Raw genomic sequence first — 18,767 nt, forward strand, 5'->3', positions numbered from 1 at the left:
CCCGCCGCCGATCAATACCGTGGAAGACATGAAAGTCCCCCGTCCCTGGTCGGCGCGTGCCTGGCTGGACACGGCGCACGTGATGGTGGGCCTGCCCGTGGCCATGCTGCTCGGCGCGCTCACGCTGGCCCTGGCCGTGGCGCCGCCGCTGCTGGTGCGGGCGGTCCCGAGGTTCACGGGGGTGCAGCGGTCGAGGTTCGAGGCGTTCCTGGGCTCCCGCATCCCGCCCGTACGCTCTCCGGCGAACCTGCGCGCCACCGCGACGTGGCGGCAGATCTGCTACCACCTGCTCTCCCCCTGGGTGAGCCTGGTGGGCGTGTTCCTGGTGGCGCTGGCGTGGGGTGGCGCCGTCGTGGGGCTGCTGGCGTTTCTGCCGCCCAAGCTGCAGCCGCCGCCGCTGGAGTTCGAGTTCGACCTCAGGGACGGCAAGGTCGTGTTCGTCTACATGCTCGTGGGCCTGAGCCTGGCGCTGCTCGCGCCGCTGCTGGCGCGCGGCATGGCGGTGCTGGACCTGTCGGTGGCGCGTACGCTGCTCGGCCCGAGCCGCAGCGAGCTGGGCCAGCGCATCGAGACGCTGACGGAGAGCCGGGCCGGCGTGATCGACGCGGCCGACGCCGAGCGCCGCAGGATCGAGCGCGACCTGCACGACGGCGCCCAGCAGCGGCTGGTGTCGCTGGCGATGAACCTGGGCCTGGCCAGGGCGACGCTGACCGACCTGCCTGACCCGGCGCGCGAGGCCATCGAGCAGGCCCACGAGGAGGCCAAGCAGGCGCTCAAGGAGTTGCGCGACTTCGTCCGCGGCCTGCATCCGGCGGTGCTCAACGACCAGGGCCTGGACGCGGCGCTGTCGGGCGTGGCGGCCCGCGCGCCGTTTCCGGTGAAGCTGCGCGTGGACATCGAGCGGCGGACGACGCCGACGATCGAGGCGGTGGCGTTCTTCATCGTGTCGGAGGCGCTGACGAACATCGCCAAGCACGCGGCGGCCACCAAGGCCGAGGTGAGCGTGCGGCGGGAGCGAGACCGCCTGCATCTGCTCGTGTGGGACGACGGCTGCGGTGGTGCGAGGATGGACGGCGGCACCGGGCTGCGCGGCCTGGCCCAGCGGGTCGACTCCGTGGACGGCGCCCTGCGGCTGTCCAGCCCGCTCGGGGGACCGACGACGATCGAGGTGGAGCTGCCGTGCGAGTAGTGCTCGCAGAGGATTCCGTGCTGCTGCGCGAGGGGCTGATCCGGCTGCTCGACGCGGCCGGCATGCAGGTGGTGGCGGCCGTTGACGAGGCCGAGGGGTTACTGCGCGCGGTCGAGGAGCATCAGCCCGAGCTGGTCATCACCGACGTGCGCATGCCGCCCACGCACACCGACGAGGGCCTGCGCGCCGCGCTGGTGCTGCGCCGCCAGCAGCCGAAGCTGGCGGTGCTGGTGCTCTCCCAGTACGTCGAGGAGCGCTACGCCGCCCAGCTGCTGGCCTCGGCCGCGACCGGCGGGGTCGGCTACCTGCTGAAGGACCGGGTGGCCGACGTGGCGGAGTTCATCGACGCGCTGCGCAGGGTGGGGCAGGGCGGCACCGCGCTCGACCCCGAGGTGGTCTCCCAGCTGCTGCTGCGCGGCAACAACGACCCGCTTGAGCGCCTGACGCCGCGCGAGCACGAGGTGCTCCAGCTGATGGCGGAGGGCCGCTCCAACGCCGGCATCGGGCAGGCTCTGGTGCTCAGCGAGGGCGCGGTGGGCAAGCACATCGGCAACATCTTCACCAAGCTCGACCTGTCGCCGGCCGAGGGCGACCACCGGCGGGTGCTGGCGGTGCTGCAGTTCCTGAAGATCAGGAGCCTGCCGTGAGAGCGGTCTGGCTGATGGCGGGCGCGGCGGCCACGGTGATCGCGCTGACGATCTCGACGGCCGTGCTCTGGCGGGGGTTCGCGCAGGCGCGCACGCCGACGGAGGTCACGCTGCGCTCGATCCCGTTCGAGGGCGAGAGCCTGCGGGTGAAGGCCGGCAGGGGCAGGGTCGGCCTGTACGTGCTGCCGGGCAAGGCGGGCGAGCTGCTGCTCGAGCGCTCGCTGCGCTGGACCAGGGACCGCCCTACGGTGACGGAAGAGTGGGACGCCGGCTCCCGCACGCTCCTGCTCGACGCGGTCTGCCCCGGAGGCGACCAGCCCGACGGGCCGTTCTGCCACGCCGACTACACGTTGTTCGTGCCGCCGGAGACCAACCTCGACGCGAGCACCAGGGGCGGAGGTCTGGCGGTATCCGAGCTGTTCGGCGACGTACGGCTGACCTCGGTGTCGGGTGACCTCGACGTGCACGCGGTCGCGGGCGACCTGTGGGCGCGCACGGGCACGGGCAGCGTGGACGCCGACGACCTCGGCGGGCAGCGGGCCGACGTCGAGGTCGGCACCGGTGACCTCGACCTGCGTTTCGCTGGAGCGCCGTCGCAGGTCAAGGCCGTCGTCCGCACCACCGGCGACGTGATGGTGAACGTGCCGCCGCAGGCGGGCCGCGACGGCACGTACGACGTCACCGCGACCGGCACCAACACCACGGTCGATGTCCGGCAGACCTCCGGCTCTCCCAAGACGATCGTCGCGACCACCGAGGACGGCTTGGTCACGATCTGTTGCCAATGACCGATCAACGCGTCGGTCGAGACCTGTTTACTCGGGTGACTGGTTGGTAAGTTCCCGGCATGGAGTCTGCGAAGCACGCCGGTGACGCCGCCGTCGCCGTGTCCAAGGCCTATGGCGTCGAGACGATGTTCACCCTGTCGGGAGGGCACGTCTTCCCTCTCTACGACGGTGCGGTGCACGAAGGCATGCGCATCCTCGACGTACGCCACGAGCAGAGCGCGGTCTTCGCCGCGGAGGCGACCGCCCGGCTGACCAGGAGCCCCGGTCTGGCCGTGCTGACGGCGGGCCCCGGCATCACCAACGGGGTGAGCGGCGTGGCGACGGCCCACTTCAACGGCTCACCGGTGGTGGTGCTCGGCGGCCGGGCGCCCCAGTCGCGCTGGGGCAGCGGAGCGCTCCAGGAGATGGACCATCCGCCGCTGCTCGACCCGATCACGAAGCTGGCGTTCACGGCGAGCGCCGCCGACTCGGTCGGGCAGGACGTCGAGGTCGCCTTCCGTACGGCGGTGGCGCCGCATCGCGGGCCCGTCTTCCTCGACTTCCCCATGGACCACCTGTTCTCGCCCTCCCCGGTGCACGAGGTGCGCACGCAGACGCCGTCCCCGCTGGAGCCCGACCCCGACGACCTGGCGAACATCGCGCGCCTGCTGGCCGAGGCCGAGCGCCCGGTCCTGGTCTACGGCTCCGACGTGTGGATGGACCGCGCCGAGGAGGCGGCCCGCGACTTCGCGGAGACCTGGCGGCTGCCGGTCATCCCCAACGGCCAGGGCCGCGGCATCCTGCCCGCGGGCCACGAGCTGCTGGCGACCAGGGCGAGGGGCATGGCGTTCGGCCAGGCGGACCTGGTGATCGTGGTGGGCACGCCGCTCGACTTCCGGCTCGGCTACGGCTGGTTCGGCGGCAAGGACGGCGCGCCGCTCGCCAGGGTGGTGCACATCGCCGACGCGCCCTCGCAGCTGACCACCCACATGCAGCCGGCCGCGTCCGCCGCCGGTGACCTGTCGGTGGTGTTCTGGAGCCTCGGCACGGCGTGCGGGGAGGCGGGGGTCAAGCCCGACGCGTACGCGTCGTGGGTGACGAGGCTGTCCGACGCGGCGGCGGCCGCCGTGGCGGGCGACGCGGAGCTGCTGGCCGCCGCCTCCGACCCGATCCACCCGATGCGCATCTACGGCGAGCTGGCCAAGGTCCTCGACGACGACGCCGTGGTGATCGGCGACGGCGGCGACTTCGTCTCGTACGCGGGCAAGTACGTCGAGCCGAAGCAGCCGGGCAACTGGCTCGACCCCGGCCCGTACGGCTGTCTCGGCACCGGGCTCGGCTACTCCATCGCCGCCCGCCTGGCCAGGCCGTCCTCGCAGGTCGTGCTGCTGCTCGGCGACGGCGCCGCGGGCTTCTCGCTGATGGACGTCGACACCCTCGTCCGCCACAGGCTGCCGGTCGTCATGATCTGCGGCAACAACGGCATGTGGGGCCTGGAGAAGCACCCCATGCAGCTGCTGTACGGCTACGACGTGGCGGCCGAACTGCAGCCGCAGTGCCGCTACGACCAGGTGGTGACCGCGCTGGGCGGCGGCGGCGAGCTGGTGACCAAGCCGTCGGAGATCGGGCCGGCGCTGCGCAGGGCGTTCGACTCGGGGCTGCCGTACATGGTGAACATCGCGACGGACCCGCAGGTCGCCTACCCCCGCAACACGACGGGGGTCTGAGCCGTCACTGGTTCTTGGAGGGCGTGGGGGTCGGCGTGGGGCTCGGCGGCGGCTCGTCCTCGGGGCAGGCGCTGTCGACGATGACGAGCACGACCTCCGTGCCCTTCGCCACCGCCTTGCCCGGGCCCGGCGTGGTCTGCTTGATCCGGCCGCAGCGCCGCCCGTCGGTGGTGGTGGTGCGGTCGTCGACGCGTGGCGTGAGCCCGGCCGCCTCGATCATGCTCTGACCTTCGAGGAAGCGCTTGCCGACCACGTGGGGCACCGGCACCTTCTTGTCCGTCGGGGTGCTGGTGGGCGTCTTCGACGGCGTGGGGCTGCTGGACGGCGTGGTGGTGGGCGTCTTCGTGGGCTCCGGGGTGGTCTTCGTGACCGAGGGCCTGGGGGTGTGCGGCCGGTTGACCGTCTGCTCACGGGTCGGCTCGGGCTCAGGCTCCTCGGTGACCTCGGGTTCTTTGGTCGTCGGCTTGGGAGGCTTGCTGGTCTTGGGCTTGCCCTCCTTGCCGTCGCCCGCGTTCGCGGCGGCGGAGATGGACTGCGTCGGCTCGGCCGGAGCTGTGGCGATGCCGCTCAGCGCGACCGCGCCGGCGCCCGCGCCGAGCACGACGGCCGCGGCGATGCCGGCGACCAGCCCGGTCCTGCGCGGCGCCTTCGCGGCGCGCCTGCTCCCGCCGCGCCGCTCGGACAGCGCCGTGTCCTCGTGGGCCATCCGGGCGCCGGTCTGGTAGGGGTCGGCGTCGCGCTGCGTGTAGGAGTGGCCGGCCTGCTGGTACGCCTCCGGCGGCGGCGCCATCGTGGCCCCCGTGGCGGGCGCGGTGGAGTGCGCGGTGGAGGGCGGCTCCGGCAGGGCGGCCGGGGTGTGCCCGCTGGCGATCGCCCTGGCGGCCTCGCTCATCGCGCGCGCGTTGGGGTAGCGCCGCGCCGGGTCCTTCGACAGGGCGATGTCGACGAGCGTGCGCACCGACTGCGGGATGTCCTGGGGCAGCGGCGGCGGCGCCTCGCGGATGTGCTTGAGCGCGATCGTGACCGCGCTGTCACCGTCGAAGGGCCGCTGGCCGACCAGGCACTCGTACGCGACGACGCCCAGCGCGTAGATGTCAACGGCGGGCGTGACGGGGGCGCCTTCGGCCTGCTCGGGGGCGCAGTAGGCGGCGGTGCCGAGCACCATGCCGGCGTCGGTGAGCCGGCTCGCGATGTCGGAGCGCGCGATGCCGAAGTCGGTCAGGACGAGCGTGCCGTCGCGCTGCACGAGCAGGTTGCCCGGCTTGACGTCGCGGTGCACGATGCCCTGGTCGTGGACGGCCTGCAGGGCCGATGCGGCCTGCGCGATGAGCTCCATGGCCGCCTGCGGCGGGATGCGGCCCAGCCGGGCGAGCAGCCGGTCGAGCGGCTCGCCGTCGACGAACTTCATCACCAGGTAGACGGTGTCGCCGCTGACGCCGTAGTCGTAGACGTCCACGACCCCGGAGTGGTTGATGGTGGCCATCGCCCGCGCCTCCCCCTGGAAGCGAGCGACGAAGCCGGGGTCCTGCATGCGGCCTGGGAGCAGCACTTTGACGGCGACGGTGCGGGCGAGGACGGTGTCCTCACCTCGCCACACCTCGCCCATGCCACCGGCGCCGATGCGGGTATCCAGTCGATACCGCCCCGCCAGCGTCGTCCCTTGGGCCACCATGATTCCCCCGCTACCCCCCTACGTCCGAAACCTCTCCCACCCCGCGGATCTCCAACAAAGCGAAGTTTTGTCGCGGTGAGGTAACACAGTGGTCACGGAACTCAGAGGAGTGTACGACTCACCTGTCCCACATGCCACTCAAAATGCCTCAAGCCGTACAAAGCCTATCCTGAGGCCTGGCAGCCGCACTTGTCCGCGTTTCCCGGGAAGTCAACGGGCCCATTCCACCGCCCGTAGGCTGATCCCATGACGCTCGCACCAGGCCTGCGCGCCCAGCTCCCGACCGTGGTCGAGATGGCCGACACCGCCAAGGAGATCGGCAGCGGTGACGTGCCGGTGCTGGCCACGCCCAGGTTGCTCGCCCTCGCGGAGGCGGCCACCGTACGCGCCGTCGCCAGGCACCTCGCGCCGGGCGAGACCTCCGTCGGCACCCGCGTCGCCCTCGACCACCTGGCCGCCAGCCCGCTCGGCGCCCGCGTGCAGGTCGGCGTCGAGCTGACCGAGGTCGACGGGCGGCGGCTGGTCTTCGCCTTCGAGGCCCACGACGAGCGCGGCTCCGTGGTGGGCAAGGGCACGATCGAGCGCGTCGTGGTCGACCGTGCCAGGTTCCTCGCCCGCACTACTCGATGACCGCGATCAGGTCGCCTTCCTGGATCACGTCTCCCTCGGCGACCTTGAGCTGCGCCACCACTCCGTCGTCCTCGGCGATCACCGGGATCTCCATCTTCATGGACTCGAGGATGACGAGCGTGTCGCCGTCGGAGACGGTGTCGCCCTCTTTGACGACCACCTTCCACACGTTCGCCACCATCTCAGCGCGTACCTCAGCCACCGGGACTCCCCTCTTTCACTGAACCAACAATCTCATGGGCCTCAGGCGCGCATCCGCGCGACCAGGCCGGTGTCGTAGTCGCCGGTGGCGAACTCCGCGTTCTCCAGCAGCTCCGCGCAGAACGGCAGGTTGTTCTTCGGGCCCTCCACGACGAACTCCGCCACCGCCTTACGGCCCTTCTCCAGCGCCTCTGCCCGGTCCGAGCCGTATACGCACAGCTTGGCCATCAGCGGGTCGTAGAACGGCGTGACGGTGTTGCCCGCCGTGTAACCCGAGTCGACGCGGACGCCGTCGCCGGCGGGCTCGTCCCAGGCCGTGATCGTGCCGGGGCCGGGGAAGAACCGCTTGGGGTCCTCGGCGTAGACGCGGAACTCGATCGCGTGCCCGCGCGGCTCGGGCCGCACCTCGGGGCTCTCGCCCGCCGCCACCCGCAGCTGCAGCTCGACCAGGTCGAGGCCGGTGACCAGCTCGGTGACCGGGTGCTCCACCTGGAGCCTGGTGTTCATCTCCAGGAACACGAAGTCCTGGGCGTCGGCGTCGACCAGGCACTCGACCGTGCCCGCGCCGACGTAGCCGACCGTCTCCCCGGCCCGCACCGCCGCCGCCAGCATGCGCTCGCGCAGCTCGGGGCTGATGCCGGGCGAAGGAGACTCCTCGACGACCTTCTGGTGGCGGCGCTGCACCGAGCAGTCGCGCTCGCCCAGCGCCACGACCCTGCCGTCGGGCAGGCCGAGGATCTGCACCTCGACGTGGCGGGCCCGCGCGATGTAGCGCTCGAGCAGCACGGCGGGCCCGTCGAGCGCGTCGCCCGAGAACCTCGCCGCCGCCCGCGCGGCCTGCTCGTACGCCTTGGCCAGCCCCTCGTCGTCGTAGGCCACGCTCATGCCGATGCCACCGCCGCCGCCCGCGGTCTTGACCATGACCGGGTAGCCGATGGACTCGGCGGCCCTCAGTGCCAGCGACAGGTCGGTCACCGGCTCGCGGGTGCCCGCCGCGACCGGCACGCCGGCGGCCTCCATGATGTTACGGGCGTTGATCTTGTCGCCCATCTTGTCGATGGCCTCGGGCGACGGCCCGATCCACACCATGCCGGCCTCGATCACGGCCCTGGCGAACGCGGCGTTCTCGGAGAGGAAGCCGTAGCCGGGGTGGACCGCCTTCGCGCCGGTCGCCCGCGCCGCCTCCAGCACCTTGGCGACGTCGAGGTAGCTCTGCGCCGGGTTGGCCGGCCCGAGCAGCACGGCCTCGTCGGCCTCGCGGACGAAGGGCAGGTCGGCGTCGGCCTCGGAGTGGACCGCGATGGCACGTAGGCCCAGCTGCCTGACCGTGCGGATGATCCGCCGCGCGATCTCCCCTCGGTTGGCGATCAGAACGGGTCCGAGCGTCTCAGTAAGCACGCCGACCACCCTACGACCGCCGGCGCCCTGACCCCTTTCCCCCGAAACCACCGATCCAGCCAGCGTGATCTGTAGGAACCCCACAAAAGTGAACGCCCGGAAACGCCCGCGGCGCACACCCCGCTGTAGGCCCTAGATCCGGCCGCGGTCGATCACGCGGGCCAGCGCCTCCACCGCATGGGCATCGTACGCGCTCCCCGCCGACAGGCGGATGCGCTCCAGCGCCGCCCCGCTCCTGTCACGGTCGGTCGAGGGCCCCACCAGGTCGTCGTAGGCGTTGGCGACCTTGATGATGCGGCTCGACAGCGGCGGGTCGTCGGCGATCGCGTCACACTGCCTGCTGACCACCTCGGCCACCCGGTCGAGCACGCCGGTCTGCCTGATGACCTCGGCGCCCAGCTCGGCGATCCGGCGGGCCTGCTCCGGCTCGGTCAGCACGGTCGCGCCGCCCGGGATGGGGTCGCGCAGCGAGAGCTGGCCGATGTCGTGCATGAGCGCGGCGTACTCCAGCTCCAGCAGCTCCGGCTCGGCCATGCCCAGCTCCCTGCCGACGGCCACGGCCAGGCGGCTGACCCGGCGCGAGTGGCCCGGCTCGACGTAGCCGCCGACCTCGGTGACCCTGGACAGGGCGCGTACGGTCTGCAGGTAGGTGGCGCGGATGCCGGCGTACTTGCGGAAGGCCACCTGCGTGACCAGCAGCGGCGCGGCGAACACCAGCAGCGCCACCAGGTCCATGCTGTGCGTGGCGAGCGCGAGCAGCACGCCCGACGAGCCCACGGCGGCGCCCAGCGGGAAGGCCATGTTGAGCTCGTCGCGCACGGCCACCCTGAACGCGGTGCGCACCTGCTCGGCCCGCAGCAGCGCGGCGATCAGCACGTCGATGAGCAGCGTGATCGTGATGAGCGTCACCATCACGGCCAGCGCCGGCCACCAGGTGCTCGTGGGCGGCTTGGTGAGGTGGAAGAGCGGGTCGGCGAGCGGCCGGAACGCGAAGGCCAGCAGCGCGCTGGTGAGCAGCCGGCGCGCCATCGCGTCGAGGCGCGGCGGACGGCCCACGGCCAGGTGCGGCAGCGCCCCTGCCAGCATGCCGACCGCGATCACCGCCACGACCTGCAGCGCCGAGTGGCGCAGCTGGTTCTGGCTGAGGTCGAGCAGCAGCGTGTAGCCCAGCGCGGCGGCGGCCCCGATGGGCGCCACCTCCCTGTTGCCCGGCATGGTCAGCCTGGCCAGCTCGCCGACCGCGATCAGCGCGCCGAACCCGACCGCGATCTCCGGCTTGTCCAGCCCTTGGGCCGCGGTGTACGCCACGCCGGTCAGCGCGACCAGCCCGGCCGCGCAGATGAGCAGCAGCTGCCCCGAGTCGAGCCTGCGCAGGACCTGGTGCAGCGAGCGGTCCCGCGGCCTGACGCGTTCGGTGGTGATCATGGCCCGGTCACGACCTGGATGGGCATGGTCGGGTCGTCGTGGTCCTTGATCTGCGTCTCGGCGACCTCGGGAGGCGGCGGGTCGACCCGGCGCGGCGGCTGCCACGGCTCACGCTCCAGCGCGCGGATGAACGCCGCCACCATGACGGGGTCGAAGTGCGTGCCCGCACTCCTGCGCAGCTCGTCGAGCGCTACCGGCACCGGCCGCGCCCCCCGGTAGGAGCGGTCGGAGGTCATCGAGTCGAACGCGTCGGCCACCGCGATGACCTTGGCGAACTCGGGGATCTCGTCGCCCGCGAGGCCCATCGGGTAGCCGGTGCCGTCGTGGCGCTCGTGGTGGTGCATGATCCCGGCGTACGCCTCGTCGAGGAAGCCGATGCCGCGCACGATCTCCAGCCCCCGCATCGGGTGGAGCTGGATCGCGGCGAACTCCTCCTCGGTCAGCGGCCCGTCCTTCTGCAGCACCTTGGTGGGCACGCCGAGTTTGCCGACGTCGTGCAGCATGCCGGCGTAGCGGATGGCCCGCACCCGCTCGTGGCCCATGCCGATCTCCTGCGCGATCATGGACGAGGCGTGCGAGACGCGCGTGCAGTGGCCGCGGGTGTAGTAGTCCTTCGTCTCGACGGCCTGGCAGAGCGCGGCGATCGTGGCGTCGTACGAGCGCTGCTGCGCGTGATACTGCCCGAACGCCCACCGCGCCACGAACAGCGGCACCAGCACCAGCACCGCCGAGATCGACGCCACCGTGGCCCACAGCCCGGCCACGAGCAGCCCGAACGTGCCGTAGCCCAGGTAGGACAGCAGGAACTGGGCCATGCCGCGGCGCGGCATCTCGGTGGCCCGCACGTGCGTGGCCAGCCCGATCATGGTGAGCGTGAGCGCGATGTTGAGCGGCACGAAGACGGCGGTGGCGGCGACGTACGGGCCGATGAGGTCGTCGAAGGCGTTGACGTCGGGCACGCCGACCCGGCCGTCGAGCGCCTCGTAGACCCGCCCCGCGGTGTAGCCGCAGATGGCGAACTGCGCGCCGTTGAACAGCCGCTTGACCAGCGGCAGGCCGGGCCGGACGCTGACCATCGCGGTCAGCCCGACCAGCGCCGCCCCCTCCGGCCCGATCAGCACCACGGCCGCCAGCGAGGCGGAGAAGCTGACGGACACGGCGGTCTGCTCCATGTTGAGCAGCGTCGGCATCGACTCGCAGACCAGGAACAGCAGGGCGAGCACCAGGAGGATGTCAAGGTCCTCCGTGGCCACGGGCGCGCCGGACACGATCACGCCGCGAACGATGAGAGCGGCCGCCGCACCGATCACGGCGACCAGATAGACCCTTGCGGGCCACGGCAGATCACGCATGGCGGCCCCCCATAGTTATCAGGTCCAGGACACCCCAGGTGGCACCAAGCCGCCGCTCATGAGCACGACCACAGGGGCGATCAGCACGAGGGCGGTGAGCAGCCGGGCGACCGTAACCTTCGACATCCACATGCCTCCACGTCGACTTGTGGGATTCACGCTACAGAAGACGGGGTGGCCGCATGGGGAGAGTCGGAAATCGCAAGCAAAGCGTAATCAAGTCACTACTTGCCGCGACGCGTGGCGGCCCACTCGACGGTCTTCTTCACCCCGGTCGCCAGGTCGACCCTGGGCTGCCAGCCGAGCCCCTCGTGGGCCGGCACCGGATCGACCGCCATCGCGGGCAGGTCGCCGGGGCGCGGCGGCGCGAAGCCTGGCTTGTCCTGGGCGCCCGCGGCGTCGGCGATGAGCGAGTGCAGGCGGCGGTCGGTGGTCTGGATGCCGGTGCCGAGGTTGAAGCGGCGGCCGTTGCCCTCGGGCCCGCACGCCCGCACGAAGCCGTCGACCACGTCTTCGACGTAGACGTAGTCGCGGGTCTGGGTGCCGTCGCCGAAGACGACCGTGGGCCGGCCGGTGAGCAGCGCGTCGGTGAAGATGGAGACCACGCCCGCCTCGCCCTCGGGCGCCTGGCGGGGGCCGTAGACGTTGGAGAGCACCAGCGTGGTGTATTCGAGGCCGTAAAGAGCCCTGAACGTGGCGAGGTAGATCTCGCCGCTCAGCTTCGAGGCCGCGTACGGCGAGCGCGGATCGGTCGCCGCGTCACCCGGCACCGGGATCGCCGCAGGACGCCCGTAGACGGCCACCGACGAGGCGAACACCACCTTGCGCGTGCGCCCCTCGTGGGCCGCGGCCAGCACCGCGGCCGTGCCCTCGACGTTGAGCCTGGCGTCGTGCGCCGGGTCGGCCACGCTCCTGCGCACGCTGATCTGCGCGGCCAGGTGGCAGACCACCTCCGGCTGCAGCTCGGTCATCAGCTCCACGAGCGCACGGTCGCGGATGTCCATCTCGTGCAGCCGGAACCGGTCGCTGGCCGCGGCCTCGGCCAGGTTGTCGCGGCTGCCTGACGACAGGTCGTCGACCACATCGACCTCATGGCCGTCGGCCAGCAGGCGATCGACGAGATTCGATCCGATGAACCCGGCACCCCCGGTGACCAACACGCGCATGAAGTGAATCTTAGTCGGCCAGCTCCGACCTTACCTGCGCGATGCGATCGAGCACCTTGGAGCGCAGGTCGGCCGGGACCGGGTCGCAGCCGCAGTGCTTGTGGACCAGCGCCTTGACCGCCTTGTCCAGGTCGTATTCCTTGAGGCACGGGCTGCACTCGTCAAGGTGCACCTTGATGTCGGCGACGTCCCCCTCCGTCAGCTCGCCGTCGAGATAGGCGTAGACCTTGTCGAGCACTTCACGACAGTCGGTCTCGTGCGGCTTCCCACAGCTCATTTCGATCCCTCCGACGGGACCAGGCCACGCTCGCGGGCGTAGTCCTCAAGGAGGCCCCGCAGCTGCCTGCGTCCCCTGTGCAGCCTCGACATCACGGTGCCGATGGGAGTGCCCATGATGTCGGCGATCTCCTTATAGGGGAAGCCTTCGACGTCGGCCAGGTAGACCGCGATCCTGAACTCCTCCGGCAGAGCCGCCAGCGCCTGCTTGATGTCACCGTCGGGCAGGTGTTCCAGCGCCTCGACCTCGGCGGACTTCAGGCCACTCGAGGTGTGGGACTCGGCCCGCGCCAGCTGCCAGTCCTCGATCTCCTCGGTGCCGGACTGCCTCGGCTCCCGCTGCTTCTTGCGATAGCTGTTGATGAAGGTGTTGGTGAGGATCCGGTAGAGCCACGCCTTCAGGTTCGTGCCCTGCTGGAACTGGTGGAACGACGCGAACGCCTTGGCGAAGGTCTCCTGCAGCAGGTCCTCCGCGTCCGCGGGATTTCGGGTCATCCGGAGCGCGGCGGAGTAGAGCTGCTCGAGATACGGCATGACGTCGCGCTCGAATCGCTCGCTTCGCTGCTCCAGCGTCTCCGCGCCTGTCGCGGGCACCGGACCCACCCCCCTAAGATCACCGGTGGCCGGCTGTGGCGGTACACCGTACTCAGGGGAGGATACCCGCTGGCTCGCGACCACCCGGTCAGCGGGCTGGGGGTCTGCCAATGTGAGCATGCTCGTCGCAACACGCCCGCGCCCTTGTCTGTTCCCGCAAGATAGAAGGTACGAAGGACCCGGTGCGGGGAACGTCATACGTACCGGCTGGTAGCCCTTTTTCCGGAACCCAGGAGTCGCGTGTGCTGCCCATTCCGGCCGAGGAACTGAACGGCTCAGGGACGCTCGGGCCGTACTGGACCTTCTACCGCGCCGTCGCCGCCGAACAACTCAACCGATGGCTCCCCGCCGAGGCCTCCGTCATCCTCGACCTGTCGGGCGGGCGCGGGCGCTGGTCAGGCCAGGCCGCCAGAGCCGGACACCGGGTGATCGAGGTGCTCGACTTCCGCCGTACCGTCGACGGGCAGTCGCGGCTGCGCGACGCCGATCGCGTACGCCACGTTCGCGCCGACGATCTGGCGTTCCTGCCAGACGAGAGCGTCGACGCCGTGCTCGCCGAAGAGCGCGTGATGTCGATCGAGCTCATGGCCGAGTCCGCCATGAACGACGTGGCCAGGGTCCTCAAGCCCGGCGGGCGCGCCCTGGTGTGCGTCGACTCCCTGGTGCTCGGCATGGCGATCCTGGCCGAGCAGGAGCAGTGGCAGCACCTGCGGCAGACCGGCGAGGTCATGCTCGTGCCGTGGCCCGACGGCAGCATCACCCGCTGCTTCAGCAGCACGCAGCTGCGCGAGCTGCTCCAGGGCGCCGGCCTGGAGATCGAGTGGATGCGGCCCCGTACGGTGCTGTCGCCCTCCACGGTCGACCACGTGCTCGGCTCCGACGCGCGGGCGCTCAACTACCTGGTGCGCACCGAGCTCGAAGCCCACCCCGACGACGACGACACCGTCGGCATCCATTTGGTGGCCAGCGCCCGTAAGAAGTGAGCCCACCTCGCCGTTCTTCGTGTCCGGCGAGTGTGCTCTCCTTCTCGCCGGTCAGCGGCGGCGTTCGCGCTTGCCCTGGCAGGGCACGCAGCGCGCGGCCTCGGGGCGGGCCTCCAGCCTGCCCTCGGGCACCGGCTTGGCGCAGTCGACGCACCGGCCGTACGCGCCCTCGTCGATGCGCCTGATCGCCTCGACGATCGCCTGCCGCTGGCTGTTGGCCACGGTCAGCATGGCCTGGGCCCGGTCCGCGTCGGTCAGGTCGGAGCCGGCGTCGGCGGCCGAGCGGTCGCGTACCCCGACGGGCTCACCGCGCAGGACTCCGATCGAGCGATCGAGGTCGGCGAGCATTTCTTCCAGCCGCTCACGAGCGGTCGTGACGTCCACGAATCCGCACCTCCGGGTAAGAAGGGGGCAAACCCGCGGTCAGGACTCCCCGGATGTCCCGCCCGGTGTGATCAAGGGGCAATGTTGGCGGTGACACCGAGTAAACGGTTGCATCGCTTTCCTCACCGGATGCCCACTTGCCGAGCTTTTTACACCTTCAGAAGAGCGCGGTTTCCTCCTCCTCCGGGAGGGGTTTGATGAGGTCGGGGCCGTTGTTCCGGACGTTGTTGACGTCCGTGGAGACCGCGTACGCGGTGAGCCGTCCCGGCTCGGCGGGCACCAGCAGCCGCCCGGCCTGCGTGGTGTCGGTGAGCTTGGGGTCGAGCCACTCCGCCCAGTGGTCCCTGTCGATCATCATGGGCATCCTGTCGTGGATGCGGCCGAGCTGGTCCTCGGCGTCCGTGGTGATGACGGTGCAGGTCACCAGCCACTTGAGCGGGTCGTCGTCGTCCCTGGACGGGTCCTTCCAGAACTCGTACAGGCCGGCCATGGCCAGCACCCCGCCGTCGGCCGGATGGATGAAGTACGGCTGCTTCTTCTTTTCTCCCTCGACCGGCATCCACTCGAAGTAGCCGTCGGCCGGCAGCAGGCACCTGCGCTTGGCGAACGCCTGCCGGTAGGACGGCTTCTCGGCCAGCGTCTCGGCCCTGGCGTTGATCAGCCGGGAGCCGATCGACGGGTCCTTGGCCCAGGCCGGCACCAGGCCCCACTTGACGATCCTGAGCTGCCGTACCGCCCGCGCGGCCTCCTTGGGCACCCGGCTCAGCACGGCGTAGACGTTCTTGGTGGGCGCGACGTTGTAGTCGGCGCCGAGCTCCTTGTCGGGGTCGCCGTCCTGCTCGACCTGGAACTCCTCGAGGAGCTCGTGCTTCTTGCGCGCCGAGGCGTATCTACCGCACATGCCCCCACACTGCCATCTCTTCGGTACGTCCATCCACAGGGAGCGACCGTACGGCAGCCGTCATCCACAGGCTGTGACCCCCGCCGCCGACGGCCAGTACTCTTTGACCATGCCCGCCACCACGCCCGGTCCGCACTGGCCCGCACCGACGGCGACGGCTCCCGTCGCCGCCACCGTCCCGCTGCCCGGCTCCAAGTCGGTGACCAACCGCGCGCTCCTGCTTGCCGCGCTCGCCGACGGCCCAGGAGTCGTCCGCCAGGCCCTGCGCAGCCGCGACGCCGACCTCATGGTGGCGGCCCTGCGCGCGCTGGGCACCACGCTGGAGGCCGTGAGCGAGACCTCGGCGGGGGTCGACTGGGCGGTGACGCCGGGCCCGATCCGCGGCGGCGCGCGCATCGACGCCGGCCTGGCCGGCACGGTGATGCGGTTCGTGCCGCCGATGGCGGCGCTGGCCGACGGGCCCGTCTCCTTCGACGGCGACCCTCATGCGCGCAAGCGCCCGATGGGGCCCATCCTCGACGCGCTGCGATCGCTCGGGGCCCGCATCGACAACGACGCGCTGCCGTTCACCATCAGCGGGCCGCCGGCGGGCGGCGAGGTGACGCTCGACGCGTCCGGTTCCTCGCAGTTCGTCTCGGGGCTGCTGCTGACCGCCGCGCGCTACGAGAAGGGCATCACGATCCGCCACGTCGGCCCGCCGGTGCCGTCGCAGCCGCACATCGAGATGACGGTCGAGATGCTCAGGGCGGCGGGCGTCACGGTCGACGACCACGAGCGCGACGTGTGGCGGGTCGAGCAGGGGCCCATCGCCGCCAGAGACGTGACGGTCGAGCCCGACCTGTCCAACGCGGCCCCGTTCCTGGCGGCGGCCCTGGTCACGGGCGGCAGGGTGACGATCCCCTGCTGGCCTGAGCGCACCACCCAGCCGGGCGACGCGCTGCGCGGCCTGCTCACCGCCATGGGCGCCACGGTCACCCGCTCGGGCGACGACCTCGTGGTCACCGGCACCGGCCAGGTCACCGGTCTCGACGCCGACCTCCACGAGGTGGGCGAGCTGACCCCCACGATCGCCGCCCTGGCCGCGCTGGCCGGCACGCCGAGCCGCATCAGGGGCGTGAGCCACCTGCGCGGTCACGAGACCGACCGCCTCGCCGCGCTGGCCACCGAGATCAACCGCCTGGGCGGCGACGCCGAGGAGACCGACGACGGCCTGCTCATCCGGCCCCGCCGGCTCCACGGCGGCGTCTTCCACAGCTACGACGACCACCGCATGGCCACCGCCGGCGCCGTGATCGGCCTCGCGGTGCCGGGCGTCGAGGTGGAGAACATCGCGACCACCGCCAAGACCCTGCCGGAGTTCGTCCAGATGTGGACGGCGCTGCTGGAATCGCGATGAGCTGGGCAGACCTCCGCCTCGGGGGTATGACGGGTTTCACCGGTGAAGCGCCGGGCACGTCGGAAAAGGGTGACACGTGAGAACGCGCCGCCCCCCGCACGACCATGCGCACGACCATGAGATCCACCGGCACGACACCACCACCCGCCCGATCGCGGGCGACGATTCACGACCGGAGCACGGTCCCACCGCCGGCTTCGGCTCCCCATATGACCCTGCCGCCCGGCGGATCGGCGCCGCGGCCGTCCGAACGCGGACCCACGGCACACCGATGACACCGGCCATGGCCGACCGGCGGACGGCACCCGTCGGGGCGTGGGGCATCTGCCCACTGTCAGCAGCAGTAACGAGGAGCGAGCGTATGGGAGCGGACCGCTGAGGAAGCGGGAGTACGACGAGGACGACGTCAGGGTCCGGCCGGGCAAGGGCTCCAGGCCACGGACCCGGCTCCGTCCTGCGCACGAGGACGCCGTCGAGGGGTTCGTGGTGGCCGTCGACCGTGGCCGCTACACCACGCTGGTCGAGCCGGAGCGCCCCAAGGGCTCGGCGCAGAAGCGCAAGCCGCCGCAGCGCCGGCTCGTGGTCGCCATGAAGGCCCGCGAGCTGGGCCGCAAAGGCATCGTCGTGGGCGACAGGGTCGCGCTGGTGGGCGACGTGTCCGGCAAACCCGACACGCTGGCCCGCGTGGTGCGGGTCGAGCCCCGCACGTCGATGCTGCGCCGCTCGGCCGACGACGTCGAGGACACCGACGGCATCGAGCGCCCGGTGGTGGCCAACGCCGACCAGCTCGTCATCGTGACCGCCCTGGCCGACCCGCCGCCCAGGCCGCGCATGATCGACCGCATCCTGGTGGCGGCGTTCGACGCCGGGATCGACGCCCTGCTCTGCCTCACCAAGTCCGACCTCGCCCCGCCCGACGAGCTGGTGGCCCTCTACGAGCCGCTGGGCGTGCCGCACGTCGTCGTGCACAAGGGCGGCTCGCTCGACGAGCTGCGCGACCATCTGGCCGGGCGCATCAGCGTCCTGGTCGGGCACTCGGGGGTGGGCAAGTCCACCCTGGTCAACGCTCTGGTGCCCGACGCCAACCGGGCCGTCTCCCAGGTCAACGCCGTCACCGGCCGTGGCCGCCACACCTCCACCTCGGCCGTGGCCCTTGAGCTGCCCGAGGGCGGCTGGATCATCGACACGCCCGGCGTACGCAGCTTCGGCCTGGCCCACGTGTCCGTGGAGACGGTGCTCGCGGCTTTCCCCGACCTGGTGGAGGGCACGGTCGACTGCCCGAAGGGCTGCACCCACCTGGGCGAAGGCTGCGCCCTCGACGCCTGGGCGGCGGCCGGCAACGCCGACCCCGCCCGCCTGGAGTCGTTGCGCCGCCTTCTGTGGAGCCGCGAAGGCACCGCCGACGACCCCCGCCCCGCGGAAGAACCCGCCGACACCCCCTGACGGTGATGACGGAGGGGAGCACTTCCCCGGCAGGGTCGCGCCCCGCAACCGCGCTCGCCGCGGCCACCCGCCCTCCTCACGGCGTCCGCTGGTCTGCGGACCGTCACCCGCGGGTGGGGCGGAGGGTCCAGGTCACGGTGAAGGTGGTGACGACGGTGCCGTCCTGGTTCGTCAGGTCCACCGTCACGTCGAACTCCGGCCGTTCCCCCGCGTCCAGCCTCGCCAGGACGTCCGCGCGGGAGACCGTCAGCCGGGCCTCGGCCCTGATCTCCCCCAGAGCGACCTTGCGGAAGGCGATGGTCGCCGTGGTGGGCAGCGGCACCGCACGTACGAGCTGGTCACCGAAGACCGACAGCACGGCGGCCCCCGACGCCGACTCGGCGAGCGTGAAGAGCACCCCGGCGTGCGGCCCGCCGACGTGGTTGGCCAGGTCGGCCCGCTCGCGCACGCGGCAGACCGCCCGCCCGTCCCCCGCCGACTCGAAGACGATGCCCAGCGTCCGGGCGAACGGGACCGACCCCAGCAGAAGCTCACCGACATCTTGCGACATGCGAGACATGCTACTGGTCAGTAACTGGAAGCAGAGTTACCAGAAAAGGGGCGTTGGTAACTGATG

General features: G+C 71.5%; 19 protein-coding genes. 8 read left to right on the forward strand and 11 right to left on the reverse strand.

What is annotated here, in order from left to right; all coding sequences use genetic code 11:
- The first annotated feature begins 28 nt into the window (after window positions 1–28).
- The 4 genes from ABZW11_RS10250 to ABZW11_RS10265 are packed head-to-tail and all read left to right on the forward strand — an operon-like array spanning window position 29 to window position 4,330.
- The gene (locus ABZW11_RS10250; RefSeq protein ID WP_355414752.1) at window positions 29–1,189 is read left to right on the forward strand and encodes a histidine kinase; all 1,161 of its coding nucleotides are present in this window, start codon (window positions 29–31) and stop codon (window positions 1,187–1,189) included.
- The gene (locus ABZW11_RS10255; RefSeq protein ID WP_355414754.1) at window positions 1,180–1,836 is read left to right on the forward strand and encodes a response regulator transcription factor; all 657 of its coding nucleotides are present in this window, start codon (window positions 1,180–1,182) and stop codon (window positions 1,834–1,836) included. Before ABZW11_RS10250 ends, ABZW11_RS10255 begins: the two co-directional genes overlap by 10 nt.
- Window positions 1,833–2,624, forward strand: a complete 792-nt coding sequence (locus tag ABZW11_RS10260) for a hypothetical protein (RefSeq protein ID WP_355414756.1) — start codon at window positions 1,833–1,835, stop codon at window positions 2,622–2,624. The genes ABZW11_RS10255 and ABZW11_RS10260 overlap by 4 nt, the downstream gene beginning before the upstream one ends.
- A gap of 59 nt (window positions 2,625–2,683) precedes the next feature.
- On the forward strand, window positions 2,684–4,330 hold the full coding sequence (locus ABZW11_RS10265; RefSeq protein WP_355414758.1) for an acetolactate synthase: 1,647 nt from the start codon (window positions 2,684–2,686) through the stop codon (window positions 4,328–4,330).
- Window positions 4,331–4,334: 4 nt separating this feature from the next.
- Here ABZW11_RS10265 and ABZW11_RS10270 read toward each other — a convergent pair whose 3' ends face one another.
- A complete protein-coding gene (locus ABZW11_RS10270) occupies window positions 4,335–6,002 on the reverse strand; it encodes a serine/threonine protein kinase (RefSeq protein WP_355414760.1) in 1,668 nt (555 codons plus the stop codon).
- A gap of 246 nt (window positions 6,003–6,248) precedes the next feature.
- Between ABZW11_RS10270 and ABZW11_RS10275 the strand changes: the two genes are divergently transcribed.
- On the forward strand, window positions 6,249–6,632 hold the full coding sequence (locus tag ABZW11_RS10275) for a hotdog domain-containing protein (protein WP_345389600.1): 384 nt from the start codon (window positions 6,249–6,251) through the stop codon (window positions 6,630–6,632).
- Here the strand turns inward: ABZW11_RS10275 and ABZW11_RS10280 are convergent.
- The 7 genes from ABZW11_RS10280 to ABZW11_RS10310 all read right to left on the reverse strand — a co-directional run bounded on the left by ABZW11_RS10280 (window position 6,622) and on the right by ABZW11_RS10310 (window position 13,053).
- The gene (locus tag ABZW11_RS10280) at window positions 6,622–6,834 is read right to left on the reverse strand and encodes a biotin/lipoyl-binding carrier protein (RefSeq protein ID WP_345389604.1); all 213 of its coding nucleotides are present in this window, start codon (window positions 6,832–6,834) and stop codon (window positions 6,622–6,624) included. The two genes, ABZW11_RS10275 and ABZW11_RS10280, sit on opposite strands and share 11 nt — an antisense overlap.
- 41 nt (window positions 6,835–6,875) lie before the next feature.
- The gene (locus tag ABZW11_RS10285; protein WP_355414763.1) at window positions 6,876–8,231 is read right to left on the reverse strand and encodes a biotin carboxylase N-terminal domain-containing protein; all 1,356 of its coding nucleotides are present in this window, start codon (window positions 8,229–8,231) and stop codon (window positions 6,876–6,878) included.
- A 132-nt stretch (window positions 8,232–8,363) separates the two neighbouring features.
- A complete protein-coding gene (locus ABZW11_RS10290) occupies window positions 8,364–9,656 on the reverse strand; it encodes an HD domain-containing phosphohydrolase (protein WP_355414765.1) in 1,293 nt (430 codons plus the stop codon).
- Window positions 9,653–11,008: an HD-GYP domain-containing protein gene (locus ABZW11_RS10295; RefSeq protein WP_355414767.1), complete on the reverse strand. Its 1,356-nt coding sequence runs from the start codon at window positions 11,006–11,008 to the stop codon at window positions 9,653–9,655. Before ABZW11_RS10295 ends, ABZW11_RS10290 begins: the two co-directional genes overlap by 4 nt.
- Before the next feature lie 224 nt (window positions 11,009–11,232).
- The gene (locus tag ABZW11_RS10300; RefSeq protein ID WP_355414769.1) at window positions 11,233–12,174 is read right to left on the reverse strand and encodes an NAD-dependent epimerase/dehydratase family protein; all 942 of its coding nucleotides are present in this window, start codon (window positions 12,172–12,174) and stop codon (window positions 11,233–11,235) included.
- A 10-nt stretch (window positions 12,175–12,184) separates the two neighbouring features.
- Window positions 12,185–12,451, reverse strand: a complete 267-nt coding sequence (gene rsrA, locus ABZW11_RS10305) for a mycothiol system anti-sigma-R factor (RefSeq protein ID WP_355414771.1) — start codon at window positions 12,449–12,451, stop codon at window positions 12,185–12,187.
- Entirely contained in the window at window positions 12,448–13,053 is a 606-nt protein-coding gene (locus ABZW11_RS10310; protein WP_345389625.1) for a sigma-70 family RNA polymerase sigma factor, read from the reverse strand. The genes rsrA and ABZW11_RS10310 overlap by 4 nt, the downstream gene beginning before the upstream one ends.
- A gap of 233 nt (window positions 13,054–13,286) precedes the next feature.
- On the opposite strand from ABZW11_RS10310, the gene ABZW11_RS10315 reads away from it, so the two are divergent.
- Window positions 13,287–14,027, forward strand: coding sequence for a methyltransferase domain-containing protein (locus ABZW11_RS10315; RefSeq protein ID WP_355414773.1), 741 nt, complete (start codon window positions 13,287–13,289; stop codon window positions 14,025–14,027).
- A 51-nt stretch (window positions 14,028–14,078) separates the two neighbouring features.
- Here the strand turns inward: ABZW11_RS10315 and ABZW11_RS10320 are convergent, their stop codons facing one another.
- Window positions 14,079–14,411 (reverse strand): TraR/DksA C4-type zinc finger protein, encoded by a 333-nt coding sequence (locus tag ABZW11_RS10320; RefSeq protein ID WP_345389631.1) that lies wholly within the window; start codon window positions 14,409–14,411, stop codon window positions 14,079–14,081.
- A gap of 157 nt (window positions 14,412–14,568) precedes the next feature.
- On the reverse strand, window positions 14,569–15,312 hold the full coding sequence (locus ABZW11_RS10325; RefSeq protein WP_355414776.1) for an SOS response-associated peptidase: 744 nt from the start codon (window positions 15,310–15,312) through the stop codon (window positions 14,569–14,571).
- Between the two features lie 109 nt (window positions 15,313–15,421).
- Here ABZW11_RS10325 and aroA point away from each other — a divergent pair, with 109 nt between their 5' ends.
- Window positions 15,422–16,708: a 3-phosphoshikimate 1-carboxyvinyltransferase gene (gene aroA, locus ABZW11_RS10330; protein WP_355414778.1), complete on the forward strand. Its 1,287-nt coding sequence runs from the start codon at window positions 15,422–15,424 to the stop codon at window positions 16,706–16,708.
- Between the two features lie 375 nt (window positions 16,709–17,083).
- On the forward strand, window positions 17,084–18,151 hold the full coding sequence (gene rsgA, locus ABZW11_RS10335; RefSeq protein WP_355414811.1) for a ribosome small subunit-dependent GTPase A: 1,068 nt from the start codon (window positions 17,084–17,086) through the stop codon (window positions 18,149–18,151).
- A gap of 103 nt (window positions 18,152–18,254) precedes the next feature.
- Here rsgA and ABZW11_RS10340 read toward each other — a convergent pair whose 3' ends face one another.
- A complete protein-coding gene (locus ABZW11_RS10340) occupies window positions 18,255–18,710 on the reverse strand; it encodes a DUF4442 domain-containing protein (RefSeq protein ID WP_355414780.1) in 456 nt (151 codons plus the stop codon).
- Window positions 18,711–18,767: the final 57 nt, after the last annotated feature.

Source organism: Nonomuraea sp. NPDC004580 (assembly GCF_040609855.1).
GTDB classification, from domain to species: Bacteria; Actinomycetota; Actinomycetes; order Streptosporangiales; family Streptosporangiaceae; genus Nonomuraea; species Nonomuraea salmonea.

What these genes read in the sequence shown, in the direction of transcription:
- ABZW11_RS10250 (WP_355414752.1), top strand. Translation starts at nt 29, where the DNA reads ATGAAAGTCCCCCGTCCCTGGTCGGCGCGTGCCTGGCTGGACACGGCG.
- ABZW11_RS10265 (WP_355414758.1), top strand. Translation starts at nt 2,684, where the DNA reads ATGGAGTCTGCGAAGCACGCCGGTGACGCCGCCGTCGCCGTGTCCAAG.
- ABZW11_RS10270 (WP_355414760.1), bottom strand. Translation starts at nt 6,002, where the DNA reads ATGGTGGCCCAAGGGACGACGCTGGCGGGGCGGTATCGACTGGATACC.
- ABZW11_RS10275 (WP_345389600.1), top strand. Translation starts at nt 6,249, where the DNA reads ATGACGCTCGCACCAGGCCTGCGCGCCCAGCTCCCGACCGTGGTCGAG.
- ABZW11_RS10290 (WP_355414765.1), bottom strand. Translation starts at nt 9,656, where the DNA reads ATGATCACCACCGAACGCGTCAGGCCGCGGGACCGCTCGCTGCACCAG.
- ABZW11_RS10295 (WP_355414767.1), bottom strand. Translation starts at nt 11,008, where the DNA reads ATGCGTGATCTGCCGTGGCCCGCAAGGGTCTATCTGGTCGCCGTGATC.
- ABZW11_RS10300 (WP_355414769.1), bottom strand. Translation starts at nt 12,174, where the DNA reads ATGCGCGTGTTGGTCACCGGGGGTGCCGGGTTCATCGGATCGAATCTC.
- rsrA (WP_355414771.1), bottom strand. Translation starts at nt 12,451, where the DNA reads ATGAGCTGTGGGAAGCCGCACGAGACCGACTGTCGTGAAGTGCTCGAC.
- ABZW11_RS10325 (WP_355414776.1), bottom strand. Translation starts at nt 15,312, where the DNA reads ATGTGCGGTAGATACGCCTCGGCGCGCAAGAAGCACGAGCTCCTCGAG.
- aroA (WP_355414778.1), top strand. Translation starts at nt 15,422, where the DNA reads ATGCCCGCCACCACGCCCGGTCCGCACTGGCCCGCACCGACGGCGACG.
- ABZW11_RS10340 (WP_355414780.1), bottom strand. Translation starts at nt 18,710, where the DNA reads ATGTCTCGCATGTCGCAAGATGTCGGTGAGCTTCTGCTGGGGTCGGTC.